This is a genomic window from Belliella filtrata (assembly GCF_022549775.1).
GTDB classification, from domain to species: Bacteria; Bacteroidota; Bacteroidia; order Cytophagales; family Cyclobacteriaceae; genus Belliella; species Belliella filtrata.
On the sequence record NZ_JAKZGP010000036.1, the window covers coordinates 1 to 20,617 of the forward strand.

14 protein-coding genes are annotated in these 20,617 nt (G+C 38.1%); 9 read left to right on the plus strand and 5 right to left on the minus strand.

Annotation, left to right across the window (positions count from 1 at the left end; translation table 11 throughout):
* Positions 1–148 precede the first annotated feature (148 nt).
* From MM239_RS13360 to MM239_RS13385, 6 genes are all read left to right on the plus strand, one after another.
* On the plus strand, positions 149–448 hold the full coding sequence (locus MM239_RS13360) for a hypothetical protein (protein WP_241348752.1): 300 nt from the start codon (positions 149–151) through the stop codon (positions 446–448).
* Positions 432–1,001, plus strand: a complete 570-nt coding sequence (locus MM239_RS13365) for a DUF4349 domain-containing protein (RefSeq protein WP_241348753.1) — start codon at positions 432–434, stop codon at positions 999–1,001. The genes MM239_RS13360 and MM239_RS13365 overlap by 17 nt, the downstream gene beginning before the upstream one ends.
* Before the next feature lie 100 nt (positions 1,002–1,101).
* A complete protein-coding gene (locus MM239_RS13370) occupies positions 1,102–3,501 on the plus strand; it encodes a TonB-dependent receptor (RefSeq protein ID WP_241348754.1) in 2,400 nt (799 codons plus the stop codon).
* Positions 3,501–4,334 carry a DUF4249 family protein gene (locus MM239_RS13375; RefSeq protein ID WP_241348755.1) on the plus strand — a complete coding sequence of 278 codons (834 nt, stop codon included), beginning with the start codon at positions 3,501–3,503 and terminating at the stop codon, positions 4,332–4,334. Before MM239_RS13370 ends, MM239_RS13375 begins: the two co-directional genes overlap by 1 nt.
* Positions 4,335–4,352: 18 nt before the next feature.
* A complete protein-coding gene (locus tag MM239_RS13380) occupies positions 4,353–5,510 on the plus strand; it encodes a THUMP domain-containing class I SAM-dependent RNA methyltransferase (RefSeq protein ID WP_241348756.1) in 1,158 nt (385 codons plus the stop codon).
* 113 nt (positions 5,511–5,623) lie between these two features.
* On the plus strand, positions 5,624–7,438 hold the full coding sequence (locus MM239_RS13385) for a hypothetical protein (protein ID WP_241348757.1): 1,815 nt from the start codon (positions 5,624–5,626) through the stop codon (positions 7,436–7,438).
* Between the two features lie 181 nt (positions 7,439–7,619).
* Here the strand turns inward: MM239_RS13385 and MM239_RS13390 are convergent, their stop codons facing one another.
* Positions 7,620–9,731: a M28 family peptidase gene (locus MM239_RS13390; protein WP_241348758.1), complete on the minus strand. Its 2,112-nt coding sequence runs from the start codon at positions 9,729–9,731 to the stop codon at positions 7,620–7,622.
* A 94-nt stretch (positions 9,732–9,825) separates the two neighbouring features.
* Between MM239_RS13390 and MM239_RS13395 the strand changes: the two genes are divergently transcribed.
* Entirely contained in the window at positions 9,826–10,917 is a 1,092-nt protein-coding gene (locus MM239_RS13395; protein WP_241348759.1) for a 6-phosphofructokinase, read from the plus strand.
* Between the two features lie 127 nt (positions 10,918–11,044).
* The gene (locus tag MM239_RS13400; protein WP_241348760.1) at positions 11,045–14,206 is read left to right on the plus strand and encodes an AsmA-like C-terminal region-containing protein; all 3,162 of its coding nucleotides are present in this window, start codon (positions 11,045–11,047) and stop codon (positions 14,204–14,206) included.
* A gap of 64 nt (positions 14,207–14,270) precedes the next feature.
* Here the strand turns inward: MM239_RS13400 and MM239_RS13405 are convergent, their stop codons facing one another.
* Genes MM239_RS13405 through MM239_RS13420 form a run of 4 tightly spaced genes read right to left on the minus strand, consistent with a single transcriptional unit; the run spans position 14,271 to position 18,830 of the window.
* Positions 14,271–15,077, minus strand: a complete 807-nt coding sequence (locus tag MM239_RS13405) for a 3'-5' exonuclease (RefSeq protein ID WP_241348761.1) — start codon at positions 15,075–15,077, stop codon at positions 14,271–14,273.
* Position 15,078: 1 nt separating this feature from the next.
* Positions 15,079–16,449 carry a UDP-N-acetylmuramate--L-alanine ligase gene (locus MM239_RS13410; RefSeq protein ID WP_241348762.1) on the minus strand — a complete coding sequence of 457 codons (1,371 nt, stop codon included), beginning with the start codon at positions 16,447–16,449 and terminating at the stop codon, positions 15,079–15,081.
* 54 nt (positions 16,450–16,503) lie between these two features.
* Entirely contained in the window at positions 16,504–17,526 is a 1,023-nt protein-coding gene (locus MM239_RS13415) for a cytochrome d ubiquinol oxidase subunit II (RefSeq protein WP_241348763.1), read from the minus strand.
* Positions 17,527–17,528: 2 nt separating this feature from the next.
* Positions 17,529–18,830, minus strand: coding sequence for a cytochrome ubiquinol oxidase subunit I (locus MM239_RS13420; RefSeq protein ID WP_241348764.1), 1,302 nt, complete (start codon positions 18,828–18,830; stop codon positions 17,529–17,531).
* Positions 18,831–19,019: 189 nt separating this feature from the next.
* On the opposite strand from MM239_RS13420, the gene dnaB reads away from it, so the two are divergent.
* Positions 19,020–20,606: a replicative DNA helicase gene (gene dnaB / locus MM239_RS13425; protein ID WP_241348765.1), complete on the plus strand. Its 1,587-nt coding sequence runs from the start codon at positions 19,020–19,022 to the stop codon at positions 20,604–20,606.
* Positions 20,607–20,617: the final 11 nt, after the last annotated feature.

Genomic DNA, 20,617 nt, shown 5'->3' on the forward strand with positions numbered 1-20,617 from the left:
TCCTTACCCTAAACCAAATTAAAAGTATCACTCAACCATAAAAAATCCTAGATTGACAAAAAAATGATTCTTTATGGCACTGTATTTATCCAAATCAAAACCAAATTAGAATCCTGCGGATTTTAGGTTATTAGTAAAAAAAATGACTATGAAAAGAGTCCTGATTTTTATTTCGCTTTTCAGTATGCTACTAGTAGTTTCATGCGGTAAACATGGCGAAGAGAGCAATGTTGTAAGTTCCGATGCTTCAGATACAAATTTTGTAGAATTATTGGACATTCCGCTTACTGAACAACCACCACCACCACCCTTACCACCAACATCAGAGGATATTCAGCAAGTTGAAATTTCAACAAGAAAACTTATCAAGTCTGGGGATATCCAAATTCAGACTGATAATATAAAAAACGATTACAAGAAAATTCTAAAATTTGATTCAACGACATGAGGCATATGTCTCGCAAGAGAATGAAAACAACAATGGCTTAGAAAAAAGCATCTACATAAGGATAAAAGTACCAGTGGATAGATTTGATTCTTTGTACAGACTTACAGCTGGGGTAGGTTCAAAAGTGATAAGTAAATCAGCAAACGTAGAGGATGTTACTTCTAAGTATCATGACCTAAATGCAAAAATTGAAAGTTTAAAAGCGCTTGAAAATAGGTATCGAGAAATTTTGAACCAAGCAAAAACCATTAAAGATATTTTAGAAATAGAGAGTAGCCTAAATAATATTAGGGCTGAAATAGACATGTACGACTCAAGATTTAGAAGACTATCTCAAAATATAATATTCAGTACATTAAATGTCAATCTGTTAGAAAAAATTGAGGCTAAAGAGAAATCGGAGGAAAATTTTCTAGATGAACTAAAGGCTTCCTTTCTCATAGGATGGTCTGGCTTTTTACAATTGGTCTTAAGATTTGTAAGTTTTTGGCCTTACATAGTTTTAATAAGCTTAGCAGTCTTCTCCTTGAACTTGTGGATGAGGAGCAAATAATCGATAATGAGTACTTAATAATCTATTCTAACTATATTTTCTTAGATTTTTCAAATCAAAACCTCATTTTTGTCGTTAAGCTTTGAAACCATTTATAGATATGAATCTTTTCCAAAGGTGTTTCACCTTGGTATTGTGCTTGATCCCATTGTCTACATCTTTTGTGATAGCACAAGATGTAAGTTACTTAGAAGGTACTATTATAGACTTTGCTACAAATCAATCGATCCCCGGTGCTAATGTGTATTGGAAGCATAGCCCAACCGAAGGTGTCACAACATCTCAGGAAGGAATATTCAAATTACCCACCACAAAGCTTCCTGCTGTTTTGATTGTTTCTTTTATAGGCTATGAACAAGTTGAAAGAGAAGTGACCAGTAAAGACCTGGCTAGAGGGCTAAAGATTTATCTTAGAGAAGATGAAATGGACCTTCAAGAAGTGACTGTAAGCAGCACCAGACCAGATCAAAATGTAAAAAGTCTTGATATGGGCAAATCTGTCGTCCCCATCGAGACTATAAAAAACATCCCGGCACTTTTTGGAGAAGTTGATATCCTCAGAAGTTTGCAACTTTTGCCTGGAGTTCAAACAGCTGGAGAAGGAACTACTGGACTATTTGTGAGAGGAGGATCAGCGGATCAAAATTTATTGCAAATAGATGGAGCTCCAATCTATAATCCTTCACATTTCTTTGGATTTTTCTCTGTATTTAACCCAGACGCCATTCATGGTGTTGATTTTTATAAAGGAAATATTCCAGCAAATTATGGTGGTAGGATTTCAAGCCTCATAGATATCTCACTCAAAGAAGGGAATTTCGACAAGATCAAAGGAGAGGGAGGTATAGGGACCATAAGTTCAAGACTTACTGTAGACGGGCCATTGTTTTCGGACAAATCAAGTTTTGTAATTTCCGCACGCAGAACCTATGCTGATCTGTTTTTGAGATTGTCCTCCGATCCCAATATCAACAATAATGACCTTTATTTTTATGACTTGAGTGGAAAGACAGTTTTTAAGCTTGGTGAAAAAGACAAGCTAACTGTTTCCTCATATTATGGATCAGACTTTTTGGGACTGTCTGGTCAATTTGGGTTTGGCTGGTCCAACTGGATGGGAGCTGCCACATGGAACAGAAACATATCTGATAGATTGTTTTTCGACCTGAATGCTTATTCAAGTCGATACAACTACAAAGTGTCATTCGATGATGCGGACAATGGTTTTGAATGGGGAAATGCCTTGGGTGAGACTGGATTCAAAGCTACATGGAATTATCATGTCTCTGATCAGACAAAGATCAATTGGGGAAGTCACCTTCAATTTTATCATTTTGCATCCATTGACTTAGAGCCTGCACCAGGTAGTGCTATCCAGCCTATTACTTCCAACCCTTTCAATGGATTACAGCTCAATCCTTTTGTGTCGGTAAATCATGAGTTTTCTGATAAAGTAGGACTTGAAGCTGGATTGAGGTGGTCATTGTATCAGCAACATGGAAGGGGTGTAGCCTACACCTTTGAGGATAATATTCCCAGTCCTGAAGCCGTTATCACGGACTCTTTGACGTTCAATACATTCGAAAAGATGAGAGGCTATCATGGCCTTGAACCTAGATTAGCACTTAGGTATTTACTTAGAGAAGATCTTTCTTTGAAAATAGCAGCTAATCGGGCATTTCAGTATTTACAAGTGGCTTCAAATAGCTCCGCTGGACTTCCTTTGGATAGGTGGATTTTGGCAGGCACATATATTCCACCAATCAGAGGAGATCAATTTTCTGTAGGTATATTCAAAAACTTCAAAAATGATACATGGGAAGTTTCTTTGGAAGGCTATTATAAAGACATGAAAAATCTGATTGATCTTCGTCAAGGAGCTAGTGTCTTGTTTACAGATCGAGTAGAAACAGAGATTTTGGTAGGTGATGGATATGCCTATGGAGCAGAATTTCTTTTGAGAAAAAATGTAGGTAAAACAACAGGTTGGCTCAGTTATGCCTATTCTAGAACATGGAGGAAGATTGAAGGGATTAGTTTCGATAGGTGGTATAACCCTAGATTTGATAGACCACATGACCTCAATTTGGTGCTGAACCATCAGTTTGATAAGCAATGGTCAGCTAATTTGACATTTGTCTACACAACGGGCCAGGCTGTGACTTTTCCAGCGGGTAGTTATGTAGTGGATAGTCAAAGGTTACCCTTGTATACAGGAGAAAGAAATGCAGATAGGTTTCCCGATTACCACAGGATGGACGCTTCAGTTACATGGAAAAATGTGGATAAAGGGAAAAAGTGGAGAGGTAGCTGGAACTTTAGCATCTATAATCTTTATGGGAGGAAAAACCCATTTTCTTATCAATTTACTGAAATTTTCAACGACGAAATTAACTTCACACCTACTTCTACTGAACCCATTACTTCCAGAAGACCAGGTACTGTGATGACATATTTGTTTACTTTCCTACCTTCATTAACATATAACTTCGAATTCTAATGAAAAGAGTATTCATCGCTTTGTTTTCGATATTGTGCTACACTTCATGTCAGGAAGAAGTTATCTTGAACTTGGATACATTAGAACCAACCCCAGTGATTGAGGCTGTTTGGACCAACGTACCGAATATCAATCAGGTTATGATCACAACATCTAGGGAATATTATGACAATACTCCCAACGAAGTTATTGAAGATGCGCAAGTGTCCATTCGTAATTTAGAAACAGGTCGAATTGCAAATTTTGTGTACAATAATCAATTAAGGAAATATTTACCTACAAATAATCAAATCGGACAAATAGGGCATGAGTATGAGTTAAGTGTAATTATTCAAGATAAAGCATATATATCGACAGGCGTATTACTTGCCCCGCCCACCCTAGATTCTATTACTTATGAGTTCAAAGACCAGCGCGTATTTAGAGATGAAGGATATTACTTGACACTTTATGGTGATATTCCATTTGAAGAGGATAATTACTACAGACTTAGGGTAGTGAAAAATGACACGCTTTTGAACAGAAGATCAGATTATTTGCTATTTGATGATACTTTTGGTACTCAGATTTTGAACAGAGGGTTTGAACTTGGAGGTTTCACATTTGAAGCGGGAGATAGGGTGAGGCTTGAATTATTCCGATTAAATAAGGGGGCATATGACTATCTTTCTCAATTAGTTGGTTTACTTTTTAATGATGGGGGATTATTTAGTCCACCACCTCAAAACCCTGTTTCAAACATTAAGCCATTGGAGCATGATGGAAGTGTTTTAGGTTATTTTATGGTAAGTCCTTACATAGGCGCTAGTGTTTTGATAGAAGAAGAGGAATAGATTGCTTACTTTTGTAGCATGTTAGATTTCACACAAAAAGGTAAAGTTGTCATTACTTTTAAAGACAGGTTTGCACCATACGTTGCACTAGAGCTTGAAGCATTGGGTTTCAAAGCGAAGCAAGTCAATAGAACATATATTGAAATAATAGCTTCTATGAATGATTGTATTTTTCTCAATCTACATTTGAGAATAGCCAGTCATGTGCTTTTTGAAATCAAATCATTCTACCTTCACCATGCTGATGATATCTATAGAAGGGTTAAGTCTATTCCTTGGGAAGAGTATATTACCGAGACTACTTATTTTTCAGTCAACTCGCATGTGGATCATGAGAGTGTAGATAATCCACTTTTTGTAAATGTTCGTGTCAAAGATGCAATCGTAGATAGGTTTAGAGATCAGACAGGAATAAGGCCAGATACTGGTTCGAACTATGATGGAGCAGTATTTCAACTTTTTTGGAAAGAAACACAGGCTACATTATATATCAATACTTCAGGTGAAACACTGGCCAAGCATGGGTACAGAAAGATCCCTGGAAAAGCACCAATGTTGGAGGCTTTGGCCGCAGCGACTATTTATGCAAGTGAATGGGATCGTAAAAGCCCATTTATCAACCCTATGTGTGGTTCGGGAACGCTGGCCATCGAAGCAGCACTGATAGCTACAAATAGATATCCAGGACTTTATCGTGATCATTACTCATTCCAGCATTTCTTAGGATATGATGATCAGTATTTTCAAAAACTCAAAATCGAGCTAGAGAGTAAGGTGACAGCCCCTCAAGATTTAAAAATAATAGCATCAGATATATCAGAACAGGCCGTACTTTTCACAAGAGAAAATGCAAGTACAGCAGGAGTCGAAGAGTTGATCGAATATGAAGTTTGTGATTTTTCAGATTGTGAAGTCCCTAACGCTGAAGAAGGAATCTTGATGATCAATCCAGAATATGGAGAAAGACTAGGTGAACAGGATGATCTTTTAGATACATATAAGCGTATGGGGGATTTTATGAAGCAAAAATGTGCTGGATACACGGGCTATATTTTTACTGGAAATCTACCTCTCGGTAAGCGGATAGGGTTGAGGCCTTCTAGAAAGATTGAGTTCTACAATGGAACAATTGATTGCAGGTTAATGAAATTCGAATTGTATAAAGGGAAAAAGTAAATATTAATTTGATGTTTTAAGTTTCATGACTTTTATCATGTTTTAAGCTGATGTGACTCATGATTTTCCTAAAAATACTTTTCTAATTTTGAAACTTAAATATTTTGAGTTTCATGAGAAAAGCAAATCAACCACATAGTTTTCATATTCCTGTTATGGGTTTGGGATACACATTGGAGACACCATTGAAAGTAGCAAAATATGGGATATCATCTGTAGTTTCTATCATGGATGATAAGTTGTGTGAGGATCTTCGTAGGGTGAAGAGTAGAATGCTCAACGTTCCATATTTACCAATCACTGACAAAGAGCCTGATTCAAGAGCAAAACGAATTACTACATTTTTAGATTTTTTGTCTGATCAAGTAGACTTGCAGGTAGAAAACATCAAAAGGCAGACTTTCCAAACAGGAAGTGAATTAGATACTTACTTTGAGTTGCTCCCTAATTCACATGTATTGAAAAGCATGTATGAAGAGATCATGATCTTCGAAGGAAGTATCCGAGAAGAAATGAATGATAAGATCAAATCGATGATTTTTCCTGGGAAAATTGATGTTAATATCATGACCAAAGTCGATAAAATCAATTATGATAAGGATGGAAATTCGCTTCCTCGTGAATATTCAGATGCCTTGTCTGCCCTTAGAGGTTTTGTCAATAGCAAAATAGAATCATCTGTTGTGTTCTCGGCAGGATTGAACCCAGCCCTTTACAATTATGCAGCTTCATTTGATTCCTTCTTTCCAAATCACGTGGGTAAAATTTCCAAAAGAATCACACTCAAGGTAAGTGATTATAGATCCGCATTGATTCAGGGAAAATATTTGGCAAAAAAAGGACTGTGGGTTTCAGAATTTAGAATTGAATCTGGCCTGAATTGTGGTGGACATGCCTTTGCTACTGAAGGTGTTCTTCTTGGTCCTATTTTAGAAGAGTTCAAAACCAAAAGAGAGGAGCTTCAAGAACTGCTTTGGGACGCTTGCAATCAAACACTCCAAGATCAAGGAAAACCACTATTGCTTTCTTCAGAGAAAATCAAAATTACAGTACAAGGAGGAATTGGTACAGCAAAGGAAGATGAGTTTTTGACCAATCATTATGATTTGGATGGAACGGGGTGGGGAAGTCCTTTCTTAATGGTTCCTGAGGCAACAAATGTAGATGAGGATACATTGAAAAAGTTGATGAATGCCAAAAAAAGCGATTATTTCCTGAGTGATGCTTCACCCCTTGGGGTTAGGTTCAATAACCTGAAGACTAGTAGTGGAGAAGTACAAAGGAAAGAAAGAATTGCTAAAGATAGGCCTGGAAGCCCCTGTTATAAAAAATTTCTTTCTTTTAGCACAGAATTTACAGAGAAGCCTATTTGCACAGCATCTAGGCAATACTTAAATCTTAAAATAAAGCAGCTTAAGCAGCAAAATCTTGGTGAAGATGAGTTAGAAAAAAGGTCAAAAGAGATTTTGGTTAAAGATTGTCTTTGTGAAGGGTTAGGAGCTGCGGCTTTACTAGCCAATGGCGAAACCCCCGCTCGCAACTTGAAAGCTGTAACGATCTGTCCTGGCCCAAATTTGGCTTATTTTTCAGGTCTTTTTAGCCTCAAAGAAATGGTGGGGCACATCTACGGAAAGCTCAATATTATGAAAGACCCATTGCGTCCTCACATGTTTGTAAAGGAGTTGCAATTGTACATTGATTATCTAAAAGAGGAGGTTACCAAATACATTGGAGATCAGCCTACAAAATTTGAGACATACGTTGATAAATTCAAAGAAAATCTAAATCAAGGCGTAAATTACTACCTCAATTTGATTCACAACTTGCCTGTAGACACAATTGAAATGATGGAGAAAATGAAACGTCAGTTTAGCGAAGCAATAGATGAATTGAATCAAATAGAAGCTCCAAAATTTGTCACATCCTAAAATAAATCCCTTGATATTATCAAAAAATAGGACTCAAAACTCAAGAAACAAGGCGCTAGATACTAGACTCTAGACACTCTAAACTTTTTGAGTAAGGAAACTCCTATAGCATGCCTATATCGCTCTGGCATATTTCAATTTCCCCTTTCACCCTTCACCCTTCATCCTTCACCCTTCTCCTCTAATTTCTAGTAATCAACTTCGAAAGATTCTCAATTTTGTTGCGAAGGTCATCTATGGCTGCCGCATAGCGAGTATCCCATTCACCCAATCTTCCGGTTGACTTCAATTCGATTTCATATTGAAGTCCTGGAAGAATCCATGAAGCATAGCCACTAAAGGGATCATTTGAAGCATAAAGTGAACGGTACCAATTTCCAAAATACATTCCTTCTTGATCTATGAAAGCTTTCTCTAAACTTAAAAGTATTTGATTAGCTTCTTTCAATACCTTTTTGTCTTCTACTTCATCTCCACTCAAAAACTTCTCCAGATTACTTTCCATTGCTCTCTGTACTGATTCAAATTGGCTCATTGACGCTTGAACTTTCTCAAATCCCACAAAATTGCTGTCATATGCTCTTATTTGACTTGTAGCATTAGCAAAGTGAATTTTGAGGTCTTTGGTGTATCTACTCACTTGATATGGGATCAAGCTGGCATTTGCTAATCTTAGTGTCATGATACCTACCACTTGCTCTATCATTCCACCCATTTTAAAGCTAGGGTCTGCAAATTTTTCATAGAAATGAAGATTGTCGTAATTGGTATGATACAATGTAGGACCACTAGCTCCCCCACTCAAAGAAGGGATTCCAGCATGCATGTAAAAAGCTATATGGTCGGACCCACCTCCAAGATTTCCAATAGAAGGTTCCTCTTTTCCTCTAGACCATACTTCAAATACTGTCTTTGATGAATCTGGAAAAGCAACAACCTTAGAGGCTTCCACAATTAGATTTTTCAAAGTTGGGGAAGAAGACATGCCAAAATTTCTTCCTGAGACAGCTGCATCTAAGTTGATGTACGCCACGGCTTTTGCCTGTAATTCCTCCCGGAATTGTTCCACCCATTCTGTAGAGCCAATTACCCCATGTTCCTCAGCATCCCAATGGGCAATGAGAATAGATCTTTTTGGATTTTTACCGTCCTTAGATAGTTTACCTAAGGTTTCGCTCAATGAAAGTAGCATGGCTGTCCCACTATTTGGATCAGTAGACCCAAAAGACCAGGCATCATAGTGACAACCTAAGATGATCCACTCATCTGGAAACTCAGTACCTTTAAGTGTTCCCACCACATTGTTTGCTCGGACGAACTCCCTTTTTTGATCTACCTTGACCCTGACTTTTAAGTTCTCGTCTCCTTGAAGCCTATAACTAAAAGGTAATCCTCCTTGCCAGCCAGCTGGGACAGAGGCGCCTTTCATTTGTTCTAAAATCAATTTTGCAGAACCATACGGAATAGCTGTGACCGGAATACTATGAAGCCCAACTTCATTTGGATCAAGTCTTTTTACCTTTTGCTTGGCATCAAGAGGTAGGGCTGGTTCAAAGGGTGTCAATACATCTCCAGTCCAATCCGCAGTAAGCAAAGAACCTCTTTGCGTAGAAGTCTCATTGTAGTAGATACCTTCTGGGTATGCCAAGCCCTTCATGTATCCAGAATCTCCAGGATCAGTAAAGATCAAAAGTCCAGCAGCCCCAGCTTCTTCAGCAAATTTTGCTTTGAATCCCCTAAAGTTTGCTCCATACCTAGCGAGTACAATTTTACCCCTTACATCAACACCAAGATCTTTTAATTTCTGGAAATCAGCTTTTGTTCCATAGTTAGCATAGATTACTTCTGCTGTTACATCGCCGCTCCCTGAAAAGGCGTTCCAACCTTTTCCCAAACCTGGATGTGCAGAGAATGGATCTTCTGCCAAAATATCTTCTTGTTGATTCAATGGTATTCTTCGAGGAGATACTATTTCGACAAGTGATTCACCAGGATCTTTGGAAAGATAGACGTCGTATGGATGAACTTTGACTTCCCAACCTGCCTTTGACATACTTGCTACAAGATAGTCTTTGACTTTTTCATTGGCTTCAGAGCCAGCAGGGTGTGGGTCTGATGTGATGGCAGTGAGATGTGTCTTGAACCTACTAAAATCCACAGTTTCCAAAAACTCTTTTTCTAAGGCTTTTTGACTACTGCTTGAATTTTGAGTAAAGCCTTCAAGTTTTTGAGCATAACTGACCTGAGTCAGCGCAAATCCTAGTAGGAGACAGGAGATAAGTTTTATTTTCATGAATTATTTCTTCATCAGTGGAAAACAAATATATCCAAGCTATCTTTATATCTATACAGAAATACTATAATCGGCTAATTTATATTTTATAAAGATGAAAAAATTACTTGTTTGTACAGGAGGTGGTGATTGTCCGGGGCTCAATGCAGTGATCAGAGGGATATTCAAAGCGGCGAAAAAGACCAAAGAATGGGAAGTATATGGAAGTATTGAAGCATTCAACGGTGTGATGGCTGACCCTATTCAAATTATCAAACTGAAAAAGTCTACCGTAGGTGGAATACATGTGAAAGGTGGGACTATACTGAAAACGACAAATAAAGGGAATCCTTTACAATTCCCAGTACAAGATGAAAATGGGGACATCATTTTTGAAGACAGAACAGAGAGACTGGCTGAAAAAATAAAGACTCTTGGTTTTGATGCAGTAATCAATATTGGGGGAGATGGTTCACAAAAGATATCCAATGCACTATTTAAACTGGGCGTTCCAATCATTGGAGTACCAAAAACAATAGACAATGATCTCTCTGCAACAGATACAACTTTCGGATTCCAAACGGCTGTACAAATTGCAACTGATAGTTTTGATAAATTGGTCACTACTGCAGAAAGTCATCATAGAGTCATGATCATGGAAGTTATGGGTAGAGATGCTGGCTGGATTGCCTTACATACCGCAATAGCTGGTGGTGCAGAAATTTGCCTAATTCCAGAAATACCTTACGATATCCAGAAAGTCAAAAAGAAAATTGATAGCAGGTATGAGCAAGGTAGGGGCTTTGTCAATGTTGTGATCGCTGAAGGAGCCAAAGCGCTAGATGGTCAGGTGATTGGTACAAATAGAGAGCATGTTTCGGAGCATTTAAGACTTGGAGGTGTTGCTTTTCAGCTTTCTCAAGAATTGAAAGCAGTTGGATGCAAACCTGAAATACGGGAAACTGTATTGGGTCATATCCAAAGAGGAGGAACACCAGTCAGTTATGATCGTGTTTTGGCGACTATGTTTGGAGTAAAAGCTTTTGACTTGGTAGAAGAGGGAGCTTTTGGTAAGATGGTTTCTTTCAAGAACAATGATTACTGTTCCGTCAGCTTAGAAGAAGCGGTCAAGGATTACAACTTTGTTGACAAAGAAGGCTTTTTGGTAAAAGCGGCAAAAGCAATGGGAATGTCTTTTGGCGACTGATATGCACCAAAATGTAGGTGTCTATAAGGTTTGAAAATTCAAATCGTTGATAAAAATTCTTAAAAAATTAAACTTAAGAAACCTTTTACATCGTTTCTGACCTTAGTATATGAAAAGTTAAGTTTAGATGAATAGAAAAAGAGTAATTTACATATCCCTATTTTTACTAATTCCGATTTTATTGTTTGCTGTTGCGACTGGGGTGATCTATAGCAAGCAGAGAGAGATTACTCAAAATGCACTGGCAAAGATAAATGAAGAGTTTTTAGGAGTCTTAGTCATTGCCGATTCCTATATTTCACCTTTCGCTAACTTTCCTTATATCTCTATTGATTTGAAGCATATTCAGTTTTTTGAAAATAAAGAAATGAATACCAAGCCAATCTATGAAGCCCAGGACCTGTATTTGGGCTTCAATATATGGGATATTTTCAGGGGAAAGTATGAAGTAAAAAAGTTGAGTATATCAGAAGGACACTTGGACTTGATTCAATATGAAAATGGTGACATCAACCTATTACTAGCCAAAGGACTGGATAGAGAAGAAGACGAGGAGGATAGTTCTGGTGATTTTGCTTTTGATTTGGCAGGATTTGAGCTTAAGAAGTTTGATATCACCTATTCAAATCTTTCCACACACCAAGATTTAGTGTTTCATATCAATGCACTTAAGTCAAGTTTGAAACTCACTGATGAACACACGCATTTGGATGTAGTGTCCGATTTGATTTTTGACCTGGATGAAAATGGTGAAAATACATTTTTTGCTGACAAACATGTATACCTAGACCTTAAATTAGACTACTATACTGATAATAAGAGCTTAAAAATTTCACCTTCTAAGCTAAAGCTGGAAGGTGCACTATTAGCTTTGTCAGGGAAGATTGACCTACTAGAGGAGGGGATGGATTTGGATTTGAAGTTGGACGGTGAAAAACCTGATTTTAATATTTTTGCAGCTTTTTTGCCGAATGAGACGGCAGAGTTATTGAAAAGATATAAGAATGAAGGAGAGGTTTTCTTCACTGGTTCTGTGCGTGGTATAGCTGGGCCTGGGTTGAACCCAGCTGTGTCTGTCGAATTTGGAGCTGATAATGCTTATTTTCTTAATCCAACTATCCAGAAAAAAGTAGATGAATTGAGATTTACTGGTTTTTACACCAACGGAACAGATAGAAACCTTAAGACCTCTGAGATTCAATTGCAGCATTTTCATGCCAGACCAGATGAAGGAATATTTCAAGGGAGGATGGTTATCCGAAATTTTGAAGACCCTTATGTTAAAATCAACCTCAATGCTGATTTGGATTTGGAGTTCCTGGGAGCATTCTTTGAGATCGAAGGATTGCGAGGAATCCAAGGACAAGTTCTTTTGGATATGGATTTTGATGAACTTGTTGATATCGACTTTCCACCTACTACTATATCAAGTGTAGAGGGTAGTTTGCAGAGCAAGCTTCAGTTAAAGAATCTTTCTCTAGCTATACCAGACTATCATCTGCCTGTTCGGCAGGCAAATGCTTATGCTTACATGAGAAAGGGGAAAGTTATTCTAGATTCTCTTAGCTTTAAGCTTGGAGATTCTGATTTTGCATTTTCTGGCGAACTCAATGATTTTTCGGCGATGCTGCATCAGACAAATACCCCTGTAAAGGTTAATTTCAAATCCAAGTCAAGTCAAATCATTCTGAATCAACTGTTCAAGCCAGACACAACTGAAAAAGGTACAGATGAAGAAATCAGAGATTTTGAAATCAAGATGGCTTTTGAGTCTACTGGCAAGGATTTGATGAATTTTGAATACCTACCTCTTGGTGAGTTTTTTATTGAAGATTTTCATGCCAAATTGAAAAACTTCCCACATGAGTTTCATGATTTTCATGCCGATATCATGATCAGAGAGGATGAGCTTCAGGTAAAGGACTTCAAAGGAGAAATTGATGATACAGATTTCTTAATCACTGGTGTTTTTTCTAATTATAAGAATTGGTTTGAAGACGAAAAAGTTGGAGATTCAAGCTTTGATTTTGATTTGGTTTCAAAGAAGCTACAATTCAATGATTTATTGACCTACGATGGAGTCAATTACCTTCCTGAAGATTATGCAGATGAAGTGGTAACTGATCTGAAACTCAAAGGTAAAGCGGATCTTCATTACCAAAAGGAATTTAAATCGGCGGATTTCTACCTCAATCAATTGTCTGGTAAACTTAAAGTGCACCCACTTAAGCTTGAAAATTTTGATGGCAGGGTACATTTCGAAGATAGCTATCTGACGGTCGAAAAACTTGGTGGTAAAATGGGTGTTTCGGATTTCAAGGTAGACTTAGGTTATTTCTTGGCAGCAAATGATTCGATCTCTCAACCGACAAATAAGAGGAATTATTTTAGACTAAGCAGCCAAGTTTTGGATTTGGATGCTTTGATGGGTTTTGAAGGCTTTGAGGATGAAACCAATCACCAAGATTCTTTCAATATTTTCCAGTTGCCTTTTTCAGAAATGGAATTCTCAGCAAATATCGGAAAGATGAATTATCATAAATTTTGGCTAGAGAATGTAAAAGCTAAAGCCAGAACGACGACCAACCATTTTCTTTACTTGGATACTTTATCCATGAATGTTGCAAGTGGCTCTTTGGCTGCCAAGGGATATTTCAATGGATCCAATCCAGAAGAAATATATTTTCACAGTGATTTGAAGGCGGACAAACTTGACCTTGATAAATTGCTCTTCAAATTTGAGAATTTTGGACAGGATTATTTGATCAATGAAAATCTACACGGGCTTGTCAGTGGAAAGATAAATAGCAAGTTTCTGGTTTATCCTGACCTGACACCTATCATTGATAAGTCTGAAGCTACGATGGACCTGACTGTTTATCAAGGTAGCCTAGTCAATTTTGCGCCGTTGGATGCAATGGCGTCATATTTTGGAGATAGAAACTTGAAAAATGTGAGGTTTGATACCTTAAGCAATACGTTTGAGCTCAAGCAAGGTGTTCTTCATATCCCTAGTATGAACATCAATTCTAGTCTTGGTTTTATAGAGATATCAGGTAGACAAAGCTTGGATCTTCATATGGATTATTTCATTCGTGTTCCATTAGCTATGGTAACTCAAGTTGGTTTTCGGGCGTTATTTGGTGGGAAAAATAAGGCAGAAGTCGACCCAGATCAGGAAGATGATATAGTCTACAGAGACCAGGACAAGAGGGTGAGGTTTGTCAATATCAATATGAAAGGTACTCCAGACGATTATAAAATCAGCTTGGGGAAGGAGAAAAAATAGTATAGGGGTTGATTTTGGTTATTCCATTTAATGGAAATAAAACTTAAAATCAACCCCTATATCATTAGCCTAGATTGAAATTTCTCAACTTCACTTGGGTAAACTTACGCTTGGTGTCTAGCGGGAAGTCACCTTTCATCATCCAGTCATAGTAGGAAGGCTCTTCTTTCAGCACTTGAGCGATTGTTTTGCCCTTATGCTTGCCAAAGTTGAAGCATTCTTCTCCTTTATCGTTGAAAATAAACCTTCCAGCAAGATCCACCATTTTCTCATTGAGCAATTGGTGGATCTTTTTCATGTCATTTTCTAGAGTGCCTAGTTTGTTGCCAAGCAAATCTTCTGCTTCTTGTCCTTCATAGCGGGCTATTTGAGCTTTGAAGACTTCATAAGTTGCGATAGTATCTGCTTCGGCAGAGTGTGCATTTTCTAATTTTTCACCACAGTAGAACTTATATGCTGCAGATAGATTTCTCTTTTCCATGAGGTGAAAGATCTTTTGTGCATCCAAAAGGTTTCTTTTGTCAATATCAAAATCAATTCCTGCACGAAGAAATTCTTCAACTAAGAGTGGGATATCATACTTTAAAACATTGAAACCTGCCAAATCTGCACCCACAAAAAATTGATGCAGTTCTTTGGAAGCATCTTTGAAAGTTGGAGCATCCTTGATGTCTTTGTCATATATGCCATGAATCAGAGATGATTCTAATGGAATCGGTATGGTAGGATTGATTTTCATTGTCTTGATTTCTTCCTTTCCATTAGGGTGAACTTTCACAATAGAAATCTCAACTATGCGGTCGGTAGAAATATTGGTACCTGTGGCCTCTAAGTCAAAAAAAGCGACGGGAGTCTTTAAGTTTAAATTCATCTTATTGATTTTGATTGATTTTTTCTTTGATCAATGATAAGTCCATATCATCATAATTGCCTGAACTCATGAGCAAAAGGTTTGTGTTTTGATATGATTTTGCCTCTAAGTAATCTTTAAGTTTTTGTATATCAGTGAAAAGTATGATGTCATTTCTCTGAAAACCTTCCCTTAAGGTAGGCTCATCCATTAGCTCTAATTTTTTCAAAGATACAGCTTTTGGGTTCAAATAGATAATGGCTTCATCAGCATCGTCTATGGTATGCGCGTAGTTATATACAAAGTCTTTGTTTAGAGAGCTGTAAGTATGCAATTCCTGAATTGCTATTAATTTCCGATCTGGGAATTGGTTTTTCACTGCTTTTACTGTCGCCTGAAGCTTGGATGGCGCGTGTGCAAAATCCCTGTATAGTATGGAAGAAGATGATTTTGCGAGTATTTCTTGCCTTTTTGCAGCGCCTTGGAATGTTTGGATATGTTTGTAAAATGTATCTGCTGACAAACCAAGAGATTTACATACTTCAAGAGCACCTTGTAAGTTTTGTAAGTTATGGTCTCCAAATATTTCTATTGGTACAGGTCCTTTGTCTGTGAGTAACGAGGTGAGCCCTTCCTTGATTTGACTAGGATGTGCTTGGTAGGGGATAAGTGTAGCCGTATTTACTGGACAGTTTTCTCCTAATTTTTTTACTATAGGATCTCTTTCACAATAAATGAATGTGCCATTTTTTGGAGTCATGGCTACGAGCTTTTCAAATTGCTCTGTGTAATTTTCAAATGTAGGGAAGACATTAAAATGATCCCAGGCTATCCCGCTCGTCAATAAGATATCGTGTTGGTAGTGAAAAAATTTTGGCCTTCGATCTAGTGGTGAAGTCAAATACTCATCCCCTTCTATAATGATAACAGGTGCGTCTGAAAGCTTTACCATAAGATCAAAACCTGCGATCTGTGCACCTACGAGGTAGTCAAAGTCTACTCCTTCAGCTTTGAGTACATGAAGTATCATTGAAGTAATGCTGGTCTTGCCATGGCTGCCAGATATTACAACCCTTTTCTTGTCTTGACTTTGATTATAAATAAACTCTGGAAAGGAGTACACAGGAATACCCAGTTCTTTGGCTTTGACAAGCTCAGGATTATCAATCCGAGCATGCATTCCCAATATGATACCGTCTAGATCCGCATGGATTTTTTCATCATACCAGCCTTTTTCAGCTGGTAAAATACCTGCATCAAAAAGTCTGGTTCTGGATGGTTCATATATTTCATCATCAGAACCTGTGACCACGTATCCTTTGGACACCATAGCTAGAGCAAGGTTATGCATGACAGCACCTCCGATAGCTATAAAATGGAATTTCTTAGACATTTTTTTATTTGTAATTTAATATGTTTTAGGAATCAAAATGGCAATAAATATCACTCAAGACTTTTCTAAAATTTTAATCATTTTAAATGATTTCATCAAATGAAAAAGACCTGGTAAAATGATACTTCCTCCAATGATAAGCATCCACCCAAGGTTGTTAATAGTAGATGCTGGTGCAATATTATCAAGTATACTGATCTCCTGCTGGGCTGTAATGATGAAATAAGGGAAATGAGTGACAATCGCTGCAAACAAAATCAATATAACCTGAATGCCTGCCATGTATCGACTTGCTATCCTACGCTGCTGTTTGATGAACTTCCAAAGCGGTAAAAGCAATATGCCTGATAATATCACACTTCCTATAGCAATAGGGTTCTCGATAAAATCTCGAACAAATTTGATGTCAAAGCTGTACCCATAAGAGAGAAGAACAAAGCCCACTACTACAAGAATTATGGTGAAAGTTGCTGAACTTTTACTGAAGTGCTCTTTTGCTTTACCTTCTGACTCACCTATCAGCAAGGTAGCTGCCAGAAAAGCACATAGAGAAGCGAAGAATAAGCCTGTCAAAAGGCTGAAAATATTAAGCCAAGGCTGAATAAAGAACTCATAAAAACTAGCATCTGGGTGATCTTCTATTAAGATGATTTTGCCACTGATCAAGGCTGAAAATGAAAGTCCTAAAAAAACAGGTGTCATAAAGCTTCCAATTCTAAATAGCCAATTATACCAAAACTGGGATTGATCTACGACAGCATCATAATGCCTGAACACAAATGCAACACCTCGTATCGTAATTCCTAACAAAACAAGGGTCAAAGGAATGTGTAAATAGATCACGATGATGTTAAAATATACAGGAAAAGCTACCCAGAGTATTACAAGCAAGATGATCAACCAAATATGATTGGCTTCCCATACCGGACCGATTACCCTGTAGATTATGTCACGGGTATGTGACCTGTTTTTACGAGAGGTAAATAACTCCACAATTCCTGCTCCGAAGTCAGCACCACCGAGCATTACATAAAGTAAGAGTGAGAAGAGCAAAAAGAATAAAACAACGTATAACATCTTTAGTCTAGTTTTTGGTTTAGTGATTTGATTTGACGATGCATCAACCAAGTCACCATAAGTGCCAAAATAGTGTAAAGTACAAGGTAGAAAAAGAAACTATATTTCATTCCAGGTACTGGAGTTACCGCATCTTTTGTCTTCATGACCTGATGAATGATCCATGGCTGACGCCCCACTTCAGTCACTACCCAGCCAGCCTCTATGGCCAAAAAACCCATTGGCGCCATGATTATAAAAAGTAACCAATAATACTTGGATTGAAGCCAACTTTTCTTTTTGATACTGATTAGGTATATAATCCCAGCCAGCACCATAGCTACGCCAAGACCTACCATAAGTTGAAAGGCATAATGCACGATAGCAACGGGTGGTCTTTCATCTTCAGGGAAATCATTGAGACCTTTTACTTCGGCATCAAAATCACCAAATGCTAAGAATGAGAGTGCTTTTGGAATGGCTATTTTGTGCGTTACTTTCTGATTCTCTTCATTTACAATACCACCAATATAAAGTGGAGCACCTTTTTGGGTTTCAAAATGTGCTTCAAGTGCAGCGAGCTTTACAGGCTGTCTCTTTGCTACATCTTTGGCAGAAATATCCCCACTGATTGGTTGAAGAAAAGCGGCAACAGTCCCAATGATTATCGTGATCTTGAAGGCTTTAAGGTGCAGGTCTACGTTTCGATTTTTGTAAATCTGATACGCATGAATTCCAGCCACTCCAAAACTTGTCGCTACAAATGCAGCTAAAGTCATATGAAGTGCTTGCGTAAACCATGCTGGATTTAGTAATGCTTTGACAGGATCAATGTTTGTAAATTCACCATTGATAAAATCAAATCCGGAAGGGGCATTCATCCAGCCATTGGCTGATACCACAAGAATACCAGAGGCCACGCCTGCCACGCCGATAATAATTCCTGTGAACCAATGAAATTTCTCTGGTAACTTGTTCCAGCCATAAAGGTAAAAACCAAGCGCAATCGCTTCTACGAAAAATGCGGCACCTTCTAGAGAAAAAGGCATCCCAATGATGGGTCCTGCATGCTTCATAAAACCTGGCCACAACATTCCTAGTTCAAAAGATAATGCAGTCCCTGAAACAGCTCCAGTCACAAAAAAAATGGCAACGCCTTTGAGCCAAGCCATTGTTAACTTCTTGTAAATAGGATCTCTGGTTTTTAAAAATTTATAATGTGAGACCACCATAAAAAAAGGCATAACCATGCCAATACAAGCAAAAATAATGTGAAAGCCGAGGGTGAAGGCCATTTGTAATCGAGCATAATCAAGATTTTCCATAGGCTGGGTTTGATGATCAAAGATAGCTCATAAAAGCCAAGCAAGACAGGGAAATCGGAATTTCTTCGAACTCAAATTTTTTTAAAGAGAGATACTATCAAGTTGGTTATCCGTTAATTAAGTGAGCTGTTGATAAATGGTGTATAAATTGTTCAAAACCTTTGCAACAAACAGCTTACATTTGTTACTATGGCAGAGCAAAAATCACAAGGGAAAGATAGAATTTTAGGAAGAAAAAAGCCTGATTTGGCTGGTATCACCGGTGTAGGAAAACTGCCACCACAAGCAATAGAACTGGAAGAGGCTGTGTTGGGGGCATTGATGCTCGAAAAGGATGCGTTGACGCAAGTAGTAGATATTCTTCGTCCTGAGAGTTTCTACAAGGAATCCCACAAAGTGATTTACGCGGCGATCCTTGACCTTTTTGGAGATAGTCAGCCGATTGATATGCTTACTGTGACCAATCAGTTAAGGAAAAATGGTAAATTAGAAATTGCAGGAGGTGCATTTTTCATCACAGAGCTTACTTCAAAAATATCTTCTGCTGCCAATATAGAGTATCACGCAAGGATCATCACCGAACAAGCCATGAAGCGTGACTTGATCAGCATAGCGTCTGAAATTCAAAAAGAAGCTTTTGAAGACACCACTGATGTTTTCGAACTTTTGGATAAGATGGAGTCTTCCCTTTTTGAAATTTCAGAGAAAAATATCAGAAAGAACTATTCAGATATGCGCTCTATCATGAAAGCTGCAATCATGGAATTGGAGTCCAAAAAGGGGCAGAAAGATGGACTTACCGGAGTTCCGAGTGGATTTACAGCTTTAGATAGGGTGACTTCAGGCTGGCAAAAGTCAGATTTGGTCATCATCGCGGCAAGACCTGCAATGGGTAAGACTGCATTTGTCCTTTCCGTATTGAGAAATGCAGCGGTAGATCATAATAGACCTGTAGCTATTTTCTCTTTAGAGATGTCATCAGTTCAACTGGTCAACAGGTTGATTTCTTCTGAAGCTGAACTAGATTCAGAGAAGATCAAAAAGGGGAATCTTGCTGATTATGAGTGGGAACAGTTAGTTCACAAAACAGCAAAACTTTCCAAATCACCGCTCTTTGTAGATGATACACCAGCGCTTTCTATCCTTGAATTGAGAGCAAAATGTAGAAAACTCAAAGCCCAGCATGATATCCAAATGATCGTAATTGACTACTTGCAGTTGATGTCAGGAGACTCTAAGTCAAGCGGTGGCGGAAATAGAGAGCAAGAGATCGCAAGTATCTCAAGGTCTTTGAAGATGATTGCTAAAGAACTTGAAGTACCAGTGATAGCACTTTCACAGCTGTCAAGGGCTGTGGAAACTAGAGGTGGAGATAAGCGGCCACAACTTTCAGATTTGAGGGAATCTGGAGCTATCGAGCAAGATGCAGATATGGTAATGTTCCTCTACAGACCAGAGTACTATGGAATCAACGAAGATGAGGAAGGAAACTCAACCATGGGAGTAGGAGAGGTCATCATTGCCAAACATAGAAATGGATCCTTGGAGACTGTGAAGCTGAGGTTTATTGGAAAGTACACCAGATTTACTGATCTGGAGCTTAATGTTCCTTTCAAGCCACAAGATGCATTATACGGTAGCAAATTTCCGAGTAGTGCAAGTGGTCAAGGTTTTGACTCCAGCAATATGATTAGGGTACAGTCCAAAGCAAATGGTGGAGATGAGGATAGCCCATTCCCAGGTGGATTTGGAAGTGATGAACCTGCACCGTTTTAAATAGAATTAGA

What these genes read in the sequence shown, in the direction of transcription:
- MM239_RS13360 (WP_241348752.1), top strand. Translation starts at nt 149, where the DNA reads ATGAAAAGAGTCCTGATTTTTATTTCGCTTTTCAGTATGCTACTAGTA.
- MM239_RS13370 (WP_241348754.1), top strand. Translation starts at nt 1,102, where the DNA reads ATGAATCTTTTCCAAAGGTGTTTCACCTTGGTATTGTGCTTGATCCCA.
- MM239_RS13375 (WP_241348755.1), top strand. Translation starts at nt 3,501, where the DNA reads ATGAAAAGAGTATTCATCGCTTTGTTTTCGATATTGTGCTACACTTCA.
- MM239_RS13380 (WP_241348756.1), top strand. Translation starts at nt 4,353, where the DNA reads ATGTTAGATTTCACACAAAAAGGTAAAGTTGTCATTACTTTTAAAGAC.
- MM239_RS13385 (WP_241348757.1), top strand. Translation starts at nt 5,624, where the DNA reads ATGAGAAAAGCAAATCAACCACATAGTTTTCATATTCCTGTTATGGGT.
- MM239_RS13390 (WP_241348758.1), bottom strand. Translation starts at nt 9,731, where the DNA reads ATGAAAATAAAACTTATCTCCTGTCTCCTACTAGGATTTGCGCTGACT.
- MM239_RS13395 (WP_241348759.1), top strand. Translation starts at nt 9,826, where the DNA reads ATGAAAAAATTACTTGTTTGTACAGGAGGTGGTGATTGTCCGGGGCTC.
- MM239_RS13400 (WP_241348760.1), top strand. Translation starts at nt 11,045, where the DNA reads ATGAATAGAAAAAGAGTAATTTACATATCCCTATTTTTACTAATTCCG.
- MM239_RS13405 (WP_241348761.1), bottom strand. Translation starts at nt 15,077, where the DNA reads ATGAATTTAAACTTAAAGACTCCCGTCGCTTTTTTTGACTTAGAGGCC.
- MM239_RS13410 (WP_241348762.1), bottom strand. Translation starts at nt 16,449, where the DNA reads ATGTCTAAGAAATTCCATTTTATAGCTATCGGAGGTGCTGTCATGCAT.
- MM239_RS13415 (WP_241348763.1), bottom strand. Translation starts at nt 17,526, where the DNA reads ATGTTATACGTTGTTTTATTCTTTTTGCTCTTCTCACTCTTACTTTAT.
- MM239_RS13420 (WP_241348764.1), bottom strand. Translation starts at nt 18,830, where the DNA reads ATGGAAAATCTTGATTATGCTCGATTACAAATGGCCTTCACCCTCGGC.
- dnaB (WP_241348765.1), top strand. Translation starts at nt 19,020, where the DNA reads ATGGCAGAGCAAAAATCACAAGGGAAAGATAGAATTTTAGGAAGAAAA.